Genomic DNA, 16,198 nt, shown 5'->3' with positions numbered 1-16,198 from the left:
GCCTGTCGTGGCGGCGCCGCGGCCGGCCGCAGAATCGCCGCGATGAAATCCTCCGTCGCCAAGGCCTGCCTGCTGCTTCTTTCCGCCTCCGCCGCCCAGGCGCAGGACGCCGAGTCCGCGCCCACGCTGCGCGAGATCACGGTGTCCACGCCGCGCGGCGCGGCGCGGCCTTTCGACGTGCCCGGCTCGGTCGACCGCGTGGAAGGCAGCGAGATGCGCGATGCGCGCCTGCAGGTGAACCTCTCTGAAAGCTTGGGCGCGGTGCCGGGGCTGCAGATCCAGAATCGCCAGAACTACGCGCAGGACCTGCAGCTATCGATACGCGGCTTCGGCGCGCGCTCCACCTTCGGTGTGCGCGGCGTGCGGCTCTATGTCGATGGCATCCCGGCCACGCTTCCCGACGGCCAGGGCCAGACCTCCAACATCGACATCGCCTCGGCCGATCGCGTCGAAATCCTGCGCGGGCCTTTCTCGGCGCTCTACGGAAACTCCTCGGGCGGCGTGGTGCAGGTCTTCACCGAGGAGGGGCAAGGGCCGCCGGCGCTTGGCTTCTCTGCCGCCGGCGGCAGCTTCGGCACCGCGCGCATCGGCAGCAAGCTCAGCGGTTCCTCGGGCGCTGTCGACTACCTGCTGAGCGCCAGCCGCTTCCACACCGACGGCTGGCGCGAGCACAGCGCGGCCGATCGCGAGATCCAGAACGGCAAGCTGGGTTTCCGGCTGGACGACGGCAGCAAGCTCACGCTGGTCTTCAACAGCGTGCATCTCCATGCGCAGGATCCGTTGGGGCTCTCGGCCAGCCAGTACGCGCTGAACCCGCGCGGCGTCGATCCGGTCGCCACGCAATTCGATACGCGCAAGACCGTGGGTCAGCAGCAGCTCGGCCTGACCTACGAGCGCCGCATCGATGCCGTGAACACGCTGCGCCTGATGGTGTACGGCGGCCAGCGCAGCACCGTCCAGTTCCAGGCGATCCCGACCTTCGTGCAGCAGAACCCGCTGCATGCCGGCGGCGTGATCGACCTGGCGCGCGACTATGGCGGCGTAGACCTGCGCTTGAGCTCGAGGCTGCAGCTGGCCGATCGGCCCTTCGACCTGGTCGCGGGCCTGGCCTACGACGACCTGCGCGAGCGCCGCCGCGGCTGGGAGAACTTCGTCGGCCCGCCCAGCGCGCCGCTGGCCCGGGGCGTGCAAGGCCGGCTGCGCCGCAACGAGCGCAACGAGGTGCGCAATCTCGATCCCTATGTGCAGGGCAACTGGCGCTTCGCAGATCGCTGGTCGCTCGAAGCCGGCGTGCGACGCAGCACCGTGCGCTTTTCCTCGAACGATCTCTACATCGTCGGCCCGAATCGCGACGACAGCGGCAGCGCGCGCTATCGCAAGACCCTGCCCGTGGCCTCGCTGCGCTACGAGGCCGCCCCCGATCTGGCGCTCTATGCGTCCGCCGGCCGCGGTTTCGAGACGCCGACGTTCAACGAGCTCTCCTACCGCGCCGACGGCATCGGCGGCCTCAACTTCGCGCTGCAGCCTTCGGTCAACACCAGCGTCGAGGTCGGCGCCAAGGCGCGGCTCGCGGGCGGCCTGCTCACCACGGCCTTGTTTCAGACCCGCACGCGCGACGAGATCGTGACCAACACCAACTTCGGCGGCCGCGCCACCTTCCAGAACGCCGGCCGCACCCGGCGCGACGGCTTCGAGCTCTCCTGGCTGCACGAAACGGCGAACCACTGGCGCACGCAGCTGGCCTACACCTGGCTGGACGCGCGCTACCGCGATGGCTTCTGCTCGCCCGCGCCGTGCAGCGCGATCAGCACGGTGCCCGCGGGCAACCGCATCCCCGGGATCGCGGAGCACGCGCTCTTCGCCTCCTTCGGCTGGGTACCGCCCGAGGGCTGGCGCGCCGGCGCAGAGCTGCGCGCGCTCGGCCACATCCAGGCCAACGATCGAAACGACGCTGCAGCGTCCGGCTACTCGGTGGTGGCGTTGTATGCGGGCTACGTTAAGCGCTGGGAGCGCTGGGAGTTCAACGCCTTCGCGCGCGTGGACAACCTCTTCGACCGCCGCTACATCGGCTCGGTGATCGTCAACGAGGCGAATGCGCGCTATTTCGAGCCTGCGCCCGGCCGCAACTGGACGATCGGCATGGGAGCGGCGTATCGTTTCTGAATGGACTTCAGGGATCGACGCGATGCGGGCCGCAAGCTCGCCAAGACGCTGGACGCATGGCGCGGGCGGCCCGACGTCGTCGTGCTCGCGTTGCCGCGCGGCGGCGTGCCGGTGGCCTCGGAAGTCGCGCACTTCCTGGGCGCACCGCTCGACGTGCTGGTGGTGCGCAAGCTCGGCTTTCCGGGCCAGGAAGAATTCGCGATGGGCGCCATCGCATCGGGCGGCGTGCGCGTGATGTCGGAGCTGCCTGGCGTCTGGCCGGTATCGCAAGAGGCCATCGAGGCGGTGGTCGCGCGCGAGACGCAAGAGCTGGCGCGGCGCGAGCAGCTCTACCGCGGCCAGCGCGCGCCGCTCGCGCTGGCGGGGCGCGTCGTGATACTGGTCGACGATGGCCTCGCCACCGGCGCCACCATGCACGCGGCGGTGCTCGCGGCCCGGGCGGCGCAGCCGCAGCGCATCATCGTAGCGGTGCCGGTGGCTTCGCGCGAGGCGGTCCGGTTGCTCGGCACCGTGGCCGACGAGGTGGTGAGCGTCTTCACGCCCGAGCACTTCCGGGCGGTCGGCCTCTGGTATGCGGACTTCGGGCAGACCAGCGACGACGAAGTCCGCGAGCTTCTGCGCTAGTCCACATAGCATCTGAATCATTGAAATGGGCGGGGAGGGACGGGTGGACAGCACCGACCGATTTCAGTGATTCAGTGGACCAGGCATCAGATCTGCGTTTGCGGCAGGCGCACCGTGAGGCCGTCGAGCGCCGCGCTCATCGCGATCTGGCAGGAGAGGCGGCTGGTGGGCCGGCGCTCGGCGGCGACGACTTCGAGCAGTCCGCTCTCCAGATCGTCGGGCGGCGGCAGGCGGTCGAAGAAGGCCTCGTCGACGTAGACATGGCAGGTCGCGCAGGAGCAGCAGCCGCCGCATTCGGCGTCGATGCCGCGCACGTTGTGGCGGATGGCGTTCTCCATCACGCTGGAGCCGGCCTTGGCCTCGACCTCGCGCGTGCTGCCGTCCTTGAGGATGTAGTGAATCGTGGGCATTTCGAGAAGAACTCAGAACATGTCGAAGTATTCGCGGTGTTCCCACTCGCTCACTTCGAGGTTGAAGCGCGCAATCTCCGCTTCCTTGATGTGGCACAGGTAGTCGACGAAGACCTTGCCCAGCTGCTCGACGAGCATCGCATCCTTGCGCAGGCAGGCGAGTGCATCGCCGAGCGAGCGCGGAAGCAGCTCGGCCGGCGTTTCATAGGGCGCGTCGGCCGAGGGGCCGGGATCGATGCCGTTGCGGATACCGTCTAGGCCCGAGAAGAGCTGCGACGCGAGGTAGAGATAGGGGTTGGCGGTCGGCTCGCCCACGCGGTTCTCGATGCGCGTCGCGCTCTGGCCCGGCCCACCGAGCACGCGGAGCATCGCGCCGCGGTTGTCGCGCGCCCAGATGGCGCGGTCGGGCGCCAGCGAGAAGGGGCGGTAGCGGCGATAGCCGTTGATGGTCGGGCTCGCGAGTGCGGCAGCGCCGCAGGCGTGGGTCTTGAGGCCGCCGAGGTAATGCAAACCGAGCTCGCTCAGGTCCTGTCCTTCGGCCTCGGGCATGAAGGCGTTGACGCCGCTGCTCTTGCGCCGGAGCGACTGGTGCAGGTGCCAGCCGCTGGACATCACGTTCGGAATGCGCGGGCGGCACATGAAGGTGGCGTGCAAGCCGTGGCGCTGGCAGATCTGCTTGATCGCGCTGCGCAGGAGCACCATGGTGTCGGCCGGCAGCACGCCGGCGGTGGGGCCGAAGGTGAGTTCGAATTGGCTCGGACCGAACTCGATCTCGAGCGAACGCAGCGGCAGGCCGAGTGCGACGAGCTGCGAGCGCAGCAGCTCCATCAATGCGTCGACACGGTCGTAGCGCAGCTCGGTCAGATACTGGTGGCCGTGCGAGAGCAGCGAGACGCGCGGCGGCTCGCCGGGTTGCCCGGAGTCGGCCAGCTGCATGCGTGCGTCCTCGAGCCTGAAGACGTGGAACTCGACCTCGAGGCCGGCCACGAAATCCAGGCCCAGTGCATCGAGCTGCCGCACCGCGCGTTGAAGGATCTGGCGCGTCGCGAAGAGGCACGGCCGGCCGTCGGCCATGTAGGCATCGCACAGCACCCAGCCGGTGCGCGGCGCCCAGGGCAGCAGCTTGTAGGTGGAAGGGTCGGCGACGATGGTGAAGTCGGCGCCGCCCTGCAGGCCCTCGATGGCGAAGCCGCCGCCGGTCGTGAAGACGGGGAACACGGTCTTGTGCGAGGTGTCCTTGGCCAGCAGCGTGGAAGTGAGGTTCACGCCCTCGGACAAGGCCGATGCGGCTTCGCTCGCCACCAGCGTCTTGCCGCGCAGGAGTCCGTGCTGGTCCGGCCAGGCGAAGCGCACTGTGTCGACTTCGCCGCTCGAAAGTCGTTCGGCCAGTTCCTTGGCTTGAAGCCGCTGGTCGTCGGACCAGAGGCCGAAGCGCTCGACGAATCGGGTCATGTGCAAGTCGTCCTCAGGCGCCGAGCCGGGCCGAGGCCCAGTCGGACTTGAGGCGCCGCTCGCGGTCGGCGGCCTGCCAGTAGGCGCCGGTGTCGCTGCCTTCGCCGATGCCGTCGATCGAGGGCGGGCCGGTCAGCGCGCCGGCCTGGGCAGCGTCGATCAGCATCGGCGCGCTCTCGCCGGCCTGCGTGCTCTCGATCGCGCGCATCAGCATGCGGCGGTAGGCGACGATGCCCTTGTCGGTCGAGCCCAGGTGCTCGCGCGTGCGGTCCTGGATCGGGCCCTGCGACTCCACCGCCCACTGGTCGTGCACGTTGATGTCGCTGCCCATGCCGGTGTAGGTCTCGGCGAGCTGCTCTTCGACGCTGAAGCCGTAGTTGTTGCGCTTGTTCTTGCGCGAGGTGTAGTCGGGCAGTTCGTAGAGCTCGAGGCGCTGGTCGCGCATCTGCTGCTTGTCTACCGGGCCGGCGAAGCTGGTGAAGATCGCATACCAGTAGCAGTGGGTGTCGTCGACGGGCACATGCCATTGCGAGATGGTCATCTCGGCGCTCATCGGGATTACGAAGGCCTGCGGGAACACCACGTTGGTCACACGCACGTGCGTGCGCGATTCGCTGAGCTTGCGCAGGGTCGTGAGGCGCATGCCGTAGTCGGTCGGTTCGACGCTGATGTCGGGGCGGTCGTATTCGCGCAGCACTTTGGTGATCGGCATGTCTGAATCGGCCGAGGCGCCGCGGAACTGCTTGCCATAGCTCTCGGAGGTGTCCTCGTCCTCGAAGAAGCGGTGCAAGTAGGAGGCATGGGCCGGATCGATACCGACCTCCAGCGCCTGCAGCCAGTTGCATTCGATGAGGCCCTTGAATGCGAAGGTATGGGTCTGGGGCGCGACGAAACAGTCGAAGTCCGCAAAGGCGGGCGGCTCGCCTTCGCCGATATAGGCGAAGACCACGCCGCTTTTCTCCACCACCGGGTAAGCCGCCTGCTTGATGCGCGTGCAGAGCTTGCTGCCGGCGGGCTCGGCCGGCGTCTCGAGGCAGTTGCCCTTGGCGTCGAACAGCCAGCCGTGGAAGGCGCAGCGCAAGCCGCCGTGCTCGAGGCGGCCGAAAGCCAGATCGGCGCCGCGGTGCGGGCAGTCGCGGTCGAGCATGCCCAGCTGGCCGCTTTCATCGCGGAAAAGCACGAAGTGCTGGCCCATCAGCCGCACCGGCTTGACCGGGCGCGGGCCCGCAAGTTCGTCGGCCAGCGCCACCGGCTGCCAGTAGCGGCGCAGCAGCTTGCCGGCCGGCGCGCCGGGGCACACGCGGGTGATGAAATCGTTTTGTTCGGCGCTGATCATGGGACTGGTTCCGCATTGCATGCAATGGAATGCATTGTCTGAGAGGAATCAGAAAAAGGTCAACTTGAATCCGCCTGAACTCGACTAAAACTAAGGGTTTGCACTTATAAAAAGTCGGTGTGAAAGCAGTGATGCAACGATCCTGTGCTTACATTGCATACAATGGCAGGGCTATTCTTTGATGCTGCGTGCACGACTCGTGCCCTCCTAGAATCGATTCGACGACTCCAAGACTCTCGCCATGGACTCCCAACAATCCCGCGTACTGGTGCAGCTGCGCGACATGATCCTAAAAGGGGAATTCGTTCCCGGCGAACGGCTGGCCGAGATTCCGCTGGCAGAAAGGCTCGGCGCCTCGCGCACCCCGGTGCGGCTCGCCCTTGCGAGCCTCGAACATGAGGGCTTGATCGAGCCCTCGCCCGGCGGCGGCTACCAGATGCGGCGCTTCACCCCGCAGGAGATAGCCGACGCGATCCGCGTGCGCGGCGTGATCGAGGGCTTCGCGGCGCGCCTGCTGGCTGAGGACGGCGCCTCGCGCCAACTGCTTCGCGAATTGCGCGAATGCCTGGACGACGGCGACAAGGCCGTCAACAAGCCGAGCATGGCGCTCGACGACTACGCGGCCTATGTCGAGATGAACGACCGCTTCCACCGCCTGATCCTCGAAGGCTGCGGCAACCTGGCCCTGAGGCGCGTGATGGACATGCTGGGCGGCCAGCCCTTCGCCTCGCCGAGCGCGATGCTGCCGATGCAGTCCTCTATGGAGGAGGGCCATCAATGGATGAAGCAGGCGCATCGCACGCACCACGCGATGGTGCAGGCGATCGAGCGCGGCCAGGGCTCGCGCGCGCAGGCGCTCGGCGAGGAGCACGTGGAGATCGCGCGCATGAATCTCGACTACGCGCTGGAGCGCCCCGAACTCGCGGCCGAGCTGATGCCCGGCATGCGGCTGGTGGCGCGCAAGGCGCGCGGCTAGTTCTTCTTTGCGCGCGGCGCGCCTCGCGCTTCGTGAAGCCTCGGGCGCGAAGCCCGATTGAAGAACGTCAGAGCCCTGCGGCCGCGCGCAGCGCCGTCGCCTGGCTCGTGCTCTCCCAGGTGAACTCGGGCTCTTCGCGGCCGAAATGGCCGTAGGCGGCGGTCTTGCCGTAGATCGGGCGCAGCAGGTCGAGCATCTGGATGATGCCCTTGGGACGCAGGTCGAAGTGCTCCTGCACCAGCGCGGCGATCTTCTCGTCGGAGATCACGCCCGTGCCTTCTGTGTAGACCGTCACGTTCATCGGCTTGGCCACGCCGATCGCATAGGCGACCTGGATCTGGCACTGGCGCGCGAGGCCCGCGGCCACGATGTTCTTGGCCACGTAGCGCGCCGCATAGGCGGCCGAGCGGTCGACCTTGCTCGGGTCCTTGCCGGAGAACGCGCCGCCGCCGTGCGGACAGGCGCCGCCGTAGGTGTCGACGATGATCTTGCGGCCGGTGAGACCGCAGTCGCCCTGCGGGCCGCCGATGACGAAGCGGCCGGTCGGATTGATCAGGTACTTGGTCTCCTTCAGCCATTCTTTGGGGAGCACCGGCTTGATGATCTCCTCGATCACGGCCTCGATGAAGCTGCCCTTCATCTTGGTCGGCGTCTCGCTCTGGTCGGGATGGTGCTGGGTGGAGAGCACGACGGTGTCGATGCTGTGCGGCTTGCCGTCCACGTAGCGCATCGTGACCTGGCTCTTCGCGTCGGGGCGCAGGAAGGGCAGGCGGCCGTCCTTGCGCAGCTGCGCCTGGCGCTCCACCAGGCGGTGGGCGTAGTAGATCGGCGCGGGCATCAGCTCGGGCGTTTCGTCGCAGGCATAGCCGAACATCAGGCCCTGGTCGCCGGCACCGGTGTTGAGGTGGTCGTCGCTCGCGTGGTCCACGCCCTGCGCGATGTCGTTGGACTGCTTGTCGTAGCAGACCATCACGGCGCAACCCTTGTAGTCGATGCCGTAGTCGGTGTTGTCGTAGCCGATGCGCTTGATGGTGTCGCGCGCCACCTGGATGTAGTCGACGTGCGCGTTGGTCGTGATCTCGCCGGCGAGCACCACGAGGCCGGTGTTGGTCAGCGTCTCGGCGGCCACGCGGCTGCGCGGGTCCTGCGCGAAGATCGCATCCAGAATTGCGTCCGAGATCTGGTCCGCCACCTTGTCGGGGTGGCCTTCGGAAACCGATTCGGAAGTGAAGAGAAAGTCGTTCGCCATTTCGATGAAACTCCATGCAAGTGAATTGGCGCGTTGCCAACCCATCAGGAGTTTTTGGCGAACGCTTTAGCAGTGATGTTTAACGTCGCCCTGCAAGTAGTTCCATAACTCAGCGACAATTTGCATTCTATTCGAGCCGCGCTACCCTGCGCGCGCGTCCTGGTTTTCACCCCCTCCGTGTTGATGATTGCTTTGTTTCGATTGCTCGCCCGTGTGCCGCTGCCCTTGATGCACGCGGTCGGCGGCTTGATGGGCTGGCTGGTCTGGTGGCTGGCGCCGACCTACCGGAAGCGCTTCAGGGACAACGCCGAGAGCGCCGGCTTCACCCCCGCGCAATACCGGCCGGCCATTGCCGCGGCAGGCGCCATGGCGGCCGAGTTGCCGTGGCTATGGGCGCGGCCGCAGGGCGAGAGCGTGCTGCCGCGCATCGTCCGGTGGGAGGGGGTCGCCGAATTGGAATCCGCATTGGCCGCGCGCAAGGGCGTGATCATCGTCTCGCCGCATATCGGCAGCTGGGAAACCCTTGGGCAGGCGATCGGCGAGCGCTTCGTCGATGCCTACGGCCCGATCACTGCCTTGTTCAGGCCGGCCCGCAAGAAATGGATGGCCGAACTGATCGCCGGTTCGCGCGACCGGCGCGGTCTGCATACGCTGCCGACCACTGTGAGCGGGGTGCGCGGGTTGATGCGCACGCTGCGCGCCGGCGGCTACACCGGCATCCTGCCGGACCAGGTGCCGCCGCTGGGGCAGGGCGTGTGGGCCCCTTTCTTCGGCCGGCCCGCCTACACGATGACCTTGCTGCCGCGTCTCGCGCAGCAGACCGGTTCGCGCGTGTTCCTTGCCGTCTGCGAGCGGCTGCCGCGCGGCGCGGGCTATGTCATCCGCATCGAAGCCTTCGACGGCACCGCGCTGAACGATCCGAAGGCCACGCCCGAAGCTGCTGCCACCGCCATGAACGAAGGCATCGAACGGCTCATCCGCCGGCTGCCGGGCCAGTACGTCTGGGACTATGCGCGCTACAAGCAGCCGCGCGGCGAGGCGGCGCCCGCAGCGACGGCGGAGGCGGCACCATGAGCCTGTCGTCCCAAATGGGTATCGGCTTCATGCGCACCCTGGCCCATGTGCCGCTGCCGCTGGTACGCGGCTTCGGCGCGTTTCTGGGCCGCGTTCTGCATGTCGTCGCGGCGCGGCGCCGGCGCGTGGTCGATACCAATCTCGCGCTGTGCTTCCCGCACAAGTCGCCCGAGGAGCGGCGCCGCATCGCGCGCGAAACCTTCGTCTATGTGGCGCAGTCCTGGCTCGACCGCAGCTGGCTCTGGCATGCACCGGAAGAAACGGTCGCCGCCCGCCTCAAGGTGAAAGGATCGGCGCGGGAGATCGACGAGATCGCCAACGGCAGCGAGCCCATGATCCTGTTCGCGCCGCACTTCTACGGCCTCGACGCGGCGGCCACCGCGCTGACCATGCACACGGCGCGGCCCTCGACCACCATCTACACGACGCAGCGCGACCCGCTGGTGGACGAGTGGATTCGAGAGGGCCGCAAGCGCTTCGGCAACGTGATCGCACTGAACCGGGTCGACGGCATCAAGCCGATCGTCGCCGGGCTGCGCAAGGGCGGCTTGCTGTACCTGCTGCCCGACATGGACTTCGGCCGCGACCAGACGGTCTTCGTGCCCTTCTACGGCGTACCGGCCTCGACCGTGCCCTCGCTGTCGCGCTTCGCCCGACTGGGCCGGGCCAAGGTCGTGCCCGTTGTCTCGAAGCTCACCCGCGACGGCTACGAGATCGAGGTGCTGCCGGCGTGGCGGGACTTCCCGAGCGAGGACGTGGTGGCCGACACCGCCCTGATGAACGTGCGCCTGCAGGGCTACATCGACACCATGCCCTCGCAGTACTACTGGGTGCACCGGCGCTTCAAGACGCGGCCGGATGGCGCTGCGCCTGTCTACTGATTGCGCTGCAGGAAGGCCTCGATCTCGCTCGCAACGTACTGCGGCTGCTCATGCACGATCCAGTGCGTGGCACCCGGCACCTTCTTGATCTCGAGCTTCGGCACGTATTCTTCGAGTCCTTCGAGCAGCCCCGGCAGCAATGCGGCGTCGTCGAGTGCCCAGAAAACGAAGGTGGGCACATTCACCACCAGCCGCTCGCGCGGCAGCGTCGGAATCTCCGACGGCTTGCCGGGCAGGACCGGCTTCATCGGCGTGACGCGGTAGAGGTTGCAGGCGCCCGTCAGGCCTGCGTCCCACACCTCGCGGTACTGGTTCTTGACATCCTCGGTCAGCCAGCCGAAGCCGTCCGCGCCCGCCTTCATCAAGGTGAAAAAGGGCCACATGCGCTTGTAGTCGTCGGCCGAAAGCAGCGCTTCGGCATCGGGCCGCGCGAGGAAGTTCATGTAGGCGCTCGCGGCCTGCTGCGCGGGGTTGTTCTGCAGCTCGCGCGTGAAAGTGCCCGGATGCGGCGAGTTGATGATGATCAGCTTGCCGAGCTTGTCCGGGTGCTGGTTGGCATAGCCCCAGCCGAAGGCGCCGCCCCAGTCGTGCGCCACCAGCGCCTCGATGCGGCCGTCCGCGTTCTCGCTTAGGGCGAGCTGCTCGATATCCTGCACCAGCAGGTGCGCGCGGTAGGCCGAGACCTCGGAGGGCGAGCTCGATTTCTCGAAGCCGCGCAGGTTCGGCGCCACGCAGCGGTAGCCGCCGTGCTCGGGGCTGGTGAAGTATTCGAGCAGTTCGTCCCAGATGAATGCGGCCTCGGGAAAGCCGTGCAGGAACACCATCAGCGGCCGGCCGGACGCGCCCGCGGCGCGGCAGCTGAGCGTGGTGCCGTTGGGCAGCGCACGCGCAAAGGTTTCGATCATGTCTCGTTGTCTCCTTCTTCCTTCGGTTCCGCGGGCTGCTCGCCCTGTGGGTGGGCCCAGCGCCACAGCAGTTCGGCCGCCTCGTCGACTCCGTGTTGCTTCAAGGCCGAGAACAGTTTGACCTCGCCGCCGCCGGCTTGCAGTCGCGCAATCGACAGGGCCTTGGCGCCTTCAGAGCGCGTGAGCTTGTCGGCCTTGGTCAGGAGCACCAGGAACTTGAGGCCCTGCTCGACCCGCGGACGGATGACTTCCAGCAGGATGTCGTCGAGTTCGGTGAGGCCGTGGCGCGGGTCGCACATCAGCACCACGCCGCGCAGGTTCTCGCGCGTCATCAGGTAGTTGCCCATAACGCGCTGCCAGCGCAGCTTGGCCTCACGCGGAACGGCCGCGTAGCCGTAGCCTGGCAGATCGGCCAGTACGGCGTCGTCGACCTTCTGCTTGCCGACGCCGAACAGGTTGATGTGCTGCGTGCGCCCGGGCGTCTTGGAGGCAAAAGCCAGGCGCGTCTGCTGGGTGAGCGTATTGATGGCGGTCGACTTGCCGGCGTTCGAGCGCCCGACGAAGGCGATCTCCGGCAGGTCGAAGGCGGGCAGGTGTTCCAGCTGCGGCGCGCTGGTGAGGAAGTGCGCGGTGTGCAGCCAGCCGCGCGCGACGCGGATGCATTCGGCGGCCGCGGGGTCGACGACAGGGGCCTTGCGGGAAGGGGGAGTGGCCGGCAGGCGCCGCGGGGTGGTCATCGATGAGCTTTCGGAACGGGGCGCCATTGTAGAATCGCGCGGTTTTGCGCCATAAATCCAAGCCCCCGCTATGAAGTTGTTCGCTCATTTTCTGCTCGCAGCCCTCATGGGCGCAGCCGCCGGTTCCAGCTTCGCGGCCGACGACGCCGGGGCCAGCCCGGCTGCCGCGGCCCCTGCCAAGGCCTCCAAGCCCGACCCCGCCAAGGGCGACACCCTCTTCAATGCCGCGCCGGCCAACAGCCAAAGCTGCGCCTCGTGCCACAACGCGGACGGCAACTCGGCCATCCCGGCCAATCCCAAGCTGGCGCAGCAGCACCCCGAATACATCCTCAAGCAGCTGCAGGACTTCAAGTCCGGCAAGCGCAAGAGCCCGATCATGCAGCCGCTGGCCGCGAAGCTGTCGGACGAGGACATGCGCAACATCGCCTGGTTCGTCGGCTCCAAGAAGGTCAAGACCGGCTTCTCGAAAGAGAAGGACCTGGTCTCGCTCGGCGAGAAGATCTACCGCGGCGGCATTTCGGACCGCCAGATCCCGGCCTGCGCCGGCTGCCACAGCCCCAACGGCGCCGGCATTCCGGCCCAGTACCCGCGCCTGGGCGGCCAGCATGCCGACTACACCTCGGCGCAGCTGGTTCAGTTCCGCGACGGCAAGCGCCAGAACAGCCCGCAGATGAACGGCGTGGCCGCCAAGCTCAATGACCGCGAGATCAAGGCCGTGGCCGACTACATTGCCGGGCTGCGCTGATTTCGCGCGGCACAGCGTGAACTAACCGCCGAGAACAAACCCCAAACAGGGCGGGCCGATCCAGAGAGGATCGCCCGCCTTTTTGCTTTCAACGCATCGCTCTTCATGTCAGTTTCCACCCACGGCCTCCGCGTCCGTCGCGGCCCCCAGGTGCTTCGCGCGGCGGTGGAGCTCATGTCGTCGATGCGCTTCGCGATCGCGCTGCTCACGGTCATCTGCATCGCATCGATCATCGGCACGGTTCTCAAGCAGCATGAGCCGATCAACAACTACGTCAACCAGTTCGGACCTTTCTGGGCCGAGGTGTTCCGCGCGGCCAGGCTCGATTCGATCTACAGCGCCTGGTGGTTCCTGCTGATCCTGGCTTTCCTGGTGATCAGCACATCGCTGTGCATCGCGCGCAACACGCCGCACATCTTCAAGGACCTGAGGACGCTCAAGGAAGGCATCCGCGCGCAAAGCCTCAAGGCTTTCGGCCAGCGGGCCGAAACGGTTCTCGGCGAAAGTCCGGACGCGGCGGCCAACCGCATCGGCCAGCTGCTGGCGGGCGGCGGCTGGAAGGTCAAGCTGCAGCACCGCGACGGCGACGGCTGGATGGTGGCCGCGCGCGCCGGCGGCGCCCACAAGCTCGGTTACATCGCGGCGCACAGCGCGATCGTGCTGGTGTGCCTCGGCGGCCTGCTCGACGGCGACCTGATCGTGCGCGCCCAGACCTGGTTCAACGGCAAGAGCGTCTACACCGGCGGCGGCCTGATCTCGGACGTGGCGCCGAGGCACCGCCTGTCGCCCAGCAACCCGACCTTCCGCGGCAACATCCTCGTGCCCGAAGGGGGGCAGGGCAGCGTGGCGATCCTGAACCAGGCCGACGGGGTGCTGCTGCAGGAGCTTCCGTTCTCGATCGAGCTCAAGAAATTCATCGTCGACTACTACTCCACCGGCATGCCCAAGCTGTTCGCGAGCGAGGTGGTGCTGCACGACCGCGAGACCGGCGCCCAGATGCCGGCGCGCATCGAGGTGAACCATCCGGCCAGCTACAAGGGCATCGAGATCTACCAGTCGAGCTTCGACGACGGCGGCTCGAGCGTGAAACTCAAGGCGGTGCCGATGGCGGCCGCAGCCAAGCCTTTCGAAGTGGAAGGCATCATCGGCAAGAGCTCGGAGATCACCAATGGCACCGATCGGATGACGCTCGAGTACACGGCGCTGCGCGTGATCAACGTCGAGAACTTCGGCGAGGGCACCGGTGGCGCGATGACCAGCGGCGCCGACGTGCGCAAGGTCGACCTGACGAGCGGCATCGAGTCGCGCCTGGGCGCGGCCAACAAGACCAACAAGCCCAAGGTGCTGCGCAACATCGGCCCGAGCATCGGCTACAAGCTGCGCGACGCTGCGGGCCAGGCGCGCGAGTACCAGAACTACATGGTGCCGGTCGATACCGGGGACGGCCAGCCGGTCTTCCTGCTCGGCATGCGCGAGCGGCCGGAGGAGCCCTTCCGCTACCTGCGCGTACCCGCCGACGACCAGGGCTCGATGGACAGCTTCGTGCGCATGCGCGGCGCGCTGGCCGATGCCGACACGCGCACGCGCGCCATCGAGCGCTATATCGTGCGCGCGACCGATCCGAAGCGGCCCGAACTGGCCGAGCAGCTGCGCATCTCCGCCGGCCGCGCGCTGGCGCTGTTCGCCGGCACCGAGCGCGCCAAGGCCGATGCCGTCAGCGCCGGCGGCTGGCAGGCGATCGCCGAATTCATGGAGGCGAACGTGCCCGAGGCCGACCGGGAGCGCGCCGGCGCGGTGCTGGTGCGCATCCTCAACGACGTGCTGTTCGAGGTGCTCAACCTGAGCCGCGAGAGCGCGGGGTTGGCGGCCCTGCCGGCCGACGAGAAGTCGCAGGCCTTCCTGACGCAGGCGGTGCTTGCCATCAGCGACGCGTACTTCTATCCCGCGCCGGTGGCGATGCTGATGACCGACTTCAAGCAGGTGCAAGCCAGCGTATTCCAGGTCGCCCGCGCGCCGGGCAAGAACGTGGTCTATCTGGGTTGCCTGTTGCTGATCGTGGGCATTTTTGCGATGCTGTACGTGCGCGAGCGCCGGCTCTGGGTGTGGCTCGCCAAGGATGCGAGCGCCAATGGCACATCGGCCACCATGGCTTTTTCGGTCAACCGCAAGACCATCGACAGCGATCGCGAATTCGAGCGTCTCAAAGACAAGCTGCTCGCCATCAGGAAAGACACCGCGCCATGAACACCACCACCCTCACGCTGAACGACGGCTGGCTTTCGCGCCGCAATGCCTACGACTGGGTGTTCGCTGCCCTGGTGCTGGCCGGCGGGCTGTTCGCGTTCTCGCGCTATGCCGGCGCGATGGACATCTACGAAAAAGCCATCCTGCTGGCGACGGTGCCGGCCGCGATCTGGCTTGGCTGGTTCTGGCGGCCGCTGCGCGTGCTGGCAGTCGTGGTCGCGGCTGCCGCGCTGCTGGGCATCGTCTCCTACCAGGGCGACCTGGCACGTGCCGACACGGTGTTCTGGCTCAAGTACTTCCTGTCCAGCCAATCGGCCATCCTGTGGATGAGCGTGCTTTTCTTCATGAGCACGCTGTTCTACTGGATCGGCTTCTTTGCGGCCAAGCAGGCCGACACCATGGACCTCATCGGCTCGCGCCTCGCGTGGGCGGCCGTCACGATGGCGCTGATCGGCAGCATGGTGCGCTGGTACGAAAGCCACCTCCTCGGGCCGGACATCGGCCACATCCCCGTCAGCAACCTCTACGAAGTGTTCGTCCTGTTCTGCTGGCTGACGGCGACCTTTTATCTCTACTTCGAATCGCGCTACGGCACGCGGGCTCTGGGCGCGTTCGTGATGCTGGTGGTCAGCGCCGCAGTCGGCTTCCTGCTCTGGTACACGCTGGTGCGCGAAGCTCACGAGATCCAGCCGCTGGTGCCGGCGCTGCAGAGCTGGTGGATGAAGCTGCATGTGCCGGCCAATTTCATCGGCTATGGCACCTTTGCGCTCGCGGCGATGGTGGCCTTCGCCTACCTCATCAAGGAGCAGGCGCAGGAAACCCGCTGGTACAAGCTCACGCCGATGTGGCTTCTGGGCGTGGCGCTGTGCTTCGTGCCGGTCGCGTTCCGCCAGCGCGTGCAGGAAGCCGGCGGCAGCTACTGGTTCGTCTATGCGGCCATCTCGGCGCTGATCGCCGCCGGCATCCTGCTGGGCCGCAAGCGCATCGCGGCACGGCTGCCGGCCAACGAAGTGCTGGACGACGTGATGTACAAGTCGATCACGGTCGGTTTCGCCTTCTTCACCATCGCCACAGTGCTCGGCGCTCTCTGGGCGGCCGATGCCTGGGGCGGCTACTGGAGCTGGGACCCGAAAGAAACCTGGGCGCTGATCGTCTGGCTCAACTACGCGGCTTGGCTGCACATGCGGCTGGTCAAGGGCTTGCGGGGCACGGTGGCGGCCTGGTGGGCGCTGGGCGGGCTGGCGGTGACGACCTTCGCCTTCCTGGGGGTCAACATGTTCCTGAGCGGGCTGCACAGCTACGGCACCTTGTAAAAGTGAAATCGGGTGAACGCCTGGCGCGTAACCGAATCAGCAATGGAAACGAACTCCTCCCTGCACACCATCAAGGCGAAAGGCGATCC

At 67.1% G+C, this 16,198-nt stretch carries 14 protein-coding genes; 8 read left to right on the top strand and 6 right to left on the bottom strand.

Translation table 11 applies throughout. From position 1 onward, the window contains the following. Positions 1-42: 42 nt before the first annotated feature. Both EJI01_RS12755 and EJI01_RS12750 read left to right on the top strand, forming a co-directional pair. Positions 43-2,163 (top strand): TonB-dependent receptor family protein, encoded by a 2,121-nt coding sequence (locus EJI01_RS12755; RefSeq protein ID WP_126837510.1) that lies wholly within the window; start codon positions 43-45, stop codon positions 2,161-2,163. Next, the gene (locus EJI01_RS12750) at positions 2,164-2,787 is read left to right on the top strand and encodes a phosphoribosyltransferase (protein WP_126837509.1); all 624 of its coding nucleotides are present in this window, start codon (positions 2,164-2,166) and stop codon (positions 2,785-2,787) included. 86 nt (positions 2,788-2,873) lie between these two features. On the opposite strand, the gene EJI01_RS12745 is transcribed toward EJI01_RS12750, so the two are convergent. From EJI01_RS12745 to EJI01_RS12735, 3 genes are read right to left on the bottom strand one after another with little or no spacing between them, the layout of a single operon-like run. Next, positions 2,874-3,197, bottom strand: a complete 324-nt coding sequence (locus EJI01_RS12745) for a 2Fe-2S iron-sulfur cluster-binding protein (protein ID WP_126837508.1) — start codon at positions 3,195-3,197, stop codon at positions 2,874-2,876. Positions 3,198-3,209: 12 nt separating this feature from the next. Then, complete coding sequence (locus tag EJI01_RS12740) at positions 3,210-4,649, bottom strand: glutamine synthetase family protein (protein ID WP_126837507.1); 1,440 nt, start codon at positions 4,647-4,649, stop codon at positions 3,210-3,212. A 13-nt stretch (positions 4,650-4,662) separates the two neighbouring features. Continuing rightward, on the bottom strand, positions 4,663-5,985 hold the full coding sequence (locus EJI01_RS12735; protein WP_126837506.1) for an aromatic ring-hydroxylating dioxygenase subunit alpha: 1,323 nt from the start codon (positions 5,983-5,985) through the stop codon (positions 4,663-4,665). A gap of 241 nt (positions 5,986-6,226) precedes the next feature. Here EJI01_RS12735 and EJI01_RS12730 point away from each other — a divergent pair, with 241 nt between their 5' ends. Next, a complete protein-coding gene (locus tag EJI01_RS12730) occupies positions 6,227-6,961 on the top strand; it encodes a GntR family transcriptional regulator (protein ID WP_126837505.1) in 735 nt (244 codons plus the stop codon). A gap of 67 nt (positions 6,962-7,028) precedes the next feature. On the opposite strand, the gene metK is transcribed toward EJI01_RS12730, so the two are convergent. Beyond that, positions 7,029-8,210, bottom strand: coding sequence for a methionine adenosyltransferase (gene metK, locus EJI01_RS12725; protein WP_126837504.1), 1,182 nt, complete (start codon positions 8,208-8,210; stop codon positions 7,029-7,031). Positions 8,211-8,393: 183 nt separating this feature from the next. On the opposite strand from metK, the gene EJI01_RS12720 reads away from it, so the two are divergent. Then, positions 8,394-9,284, top strand: a complete 891-nt coding sequence (locus tag EJI01_RS12720) for a lysophospholipid acyltransferase family protein (RefSeq protein ID WP_126837503.1) — start codon at positions 8,394-8,396, stop codon at positions 9,282-9,284. Further along, positions 9,281-10,165 carry a lysophospholipid acyltransferase family protein gene (locus EJI01_RS12715; RefSeq protein WP_126837502.1) on the top strand — a complete coding sequence of 295 codons (885 nt, stop codon included), beginning with the start codon at positions 9,281-9,283 and terminating at the stop codon, positions 10,163-10,165. Before EJI01_RS12720 ends, EJI01_RS12715 begins: the two co-directional genes overlap by 4 nt. On the opposite strand, the gene EJI01_RS12710 is transcribed toward EJI01_RS12715, so the two are convergent. Next, positions 10,159-11,070, bottom strand: coding sequence for an alpha/beta fold hydrolase (locus EJI01_RS12710; protein WP_126837501.1), 912 nt, complete (start codon positions 11,068-11,070; stop codon positions 10,159-10,161). The genes EJI01_RS12715 and EJI01_RS12710 overlap by 7 nt on opposite strands. Then, positions 11,067-11,807: a ribosome biogenesis GTP-binding protein YihA/YsxC gene (gene yihA, locus EJI01_RS12705; protein WP_126837500.1), complete on the bottom strand. Its 741-nt coding sequence runs from the start codon at positions 11,805-11,807 to the stop codon at positions 11,067-11,069. Before yihA ends, EJI01_RS12710 begins: the two co-directional genes overlap by 4 nt. 70 nt (positions 11,808-11,877) lie before the next feature. Here yihA and EJI01_RS12700 point away from each other — a divergent pair, with 70 nt between their 5' ends. The 3 genes from EJI01_RS12700 (at position 11,878) to ccsB (ending at position 16,109) form a co-directional block, all read left to right on the top strand. Continuing rightward, a complete protein-coding gene (locus EJI01_RS12700) occupies positions 11,878-12,552 on the top strand; it encodes a c-type cytochrome (protein WP_126837499.1) in 675 nt (224 codons plus the stop codon). 105 nt (positions 12,553-12,657) lie between these two features. Then, positions 12,658-14,796: a cytochrome c biogenesis protein ResB gene (locus tag EJI01_RS12695; protein WP_126837498.1), complete on the top strand. Its 2,139-nt coding sequence runs from the start codon at positions 12,658-12,660 to the stop codon at positions 14,794-14,796. After that, positions 14,793-16,109 carry a c-type cytochrome biogenesis protein CcsB gene (gene ccsB / locus EJI01_RS12690; RefSeq protein WP_126837497.1) on the top strand — a complete coding sequence of 439 codons (1,317 nt, stop codon included), beginning with the start codon at positions 14,793-14,795 and terminating at the stop codon, positions 16,107-16,109. Before EJI01_RS12695 ends, ccsB begins: the two co-directional genes overlap by 4 nt. The last annotated feature ends 89 nt before the right edge of the window (positions 16,110-16,198 follow it).

The sequence above is a fragment of the Variovorax sp. MHTC-1 genome (genome assembly GCF_003984645.1).
Taxonomy (GTDB): domain Bacteria; phylum Pseudomonadota; class Gammaproteobacteria; order Burkholderiales; family Burkholderiaceae_C; genus Variovorax.
This window is presented reverse-complemented; position numbering and strand designations above follow the sequence as displayed.

Excerpts from the sequence above, each read along its gene's own strand:
- EJI01_RS12720 (WP_126837503.1), top strand. The coding sequence starts at position 8,394 with ATGATTGCTTTGTTTCGATTGCTCGCCCGTGTGCCGCTGCCCTTGATG.
- EJI01_RS12695 (WP_126837498.1), top strand. The coding sequence starts at position 12,658 with ATGTCAGTTTCCACCCACGGCCTCCGCGTCCGTCGCGGCCCCCAGGTG.
- yihA (WP_126837500.1), bottom strand. The coding sequence starts at position 11,807 with ATGACCACCCCGCGGCGCCTGCCGGCCACTCCCCCTTCCCGCAAGGCC.
- EJI01_RS12710 (WP_126837501.1), bottom strand. The coding sequence starts at position 11,070 with ATGATCGAAACCTTTGCGCGTGCGCTGCCCAACGGCACCACGCTCAGC.
- EJI01_RS12740 (WP_126837507.1), bottom strand. The coding sequence starts at position 4,649 with ATGACCCGATTCGTCGAGCGCTTCGGCCTCTGGTCCGACGACCAGCGG.
- EJI01_RS12700 (WP_126837499.1), top strand. The coding sequence starts at position 11,878 with ATGAAGTTGTTCGCTCATTTTCTGCTCGCAGCCCTCATGGGCGCAGCC.
- EJI01_RS12750 (WP_126837509.1), top strand. The coding sequence starts at position 2,164 with ATGGACTTCAGGGATCGACGCGATGCGGGCCGCAAGCTCGCCAAGACG.
- EJI01_RS12755 (WP_126837510.1), top strand. The coding sequence starts at position 43 with ATGAAATCCTCCGTCGCCAAGGCCTGCCTGCTGCTTCTTTCCGCCTCC.
- EJI01_RS12735 (WP_126837506.1), bottom strand. The coding sequence starts at position 5,985 with ATGATCAGCGCCGAACAAAACGATTTCATCACCCGCGTGTGCCCCGGC.
- EJI01_RS12715 (WP_126837502.1), top strand. The coding sequence starts at position 9,281 with ATGAGCCTGTCGTCCCAAATGGGTATCGGCTTCATGCGCACCCTGGCC.
- ccsB (WP_126837497.1), top strand. The coding sequence starts at position 14,793 with ATGAACACCACCACCCTCACGCTGAACGACGGCTGGCTTTCGCGCCGC.
- EJI01_RS12730 (WP_126837505.1), top strand. The coding sequence starts at position 6,227 with ATGGACTCCCAACAATCCCGCGTACTGGTGCAGCTGCGCGACATGATC.
- EJI01_RS12745 (WP_126837508.1), bottom strand. The coding sequence starts at position 3,197 with ATGCCCACGATTCACTACATCCTCAAGGACGGCAGCACGCGCGAGGTC.
- metK (WP_126837504.1), bottom strand. The coding sequence starts at position 8,210 with ATGGCGAACGACTTTCTCTTCACTTCCGAATCGGTTTCCGAAGGCCAC.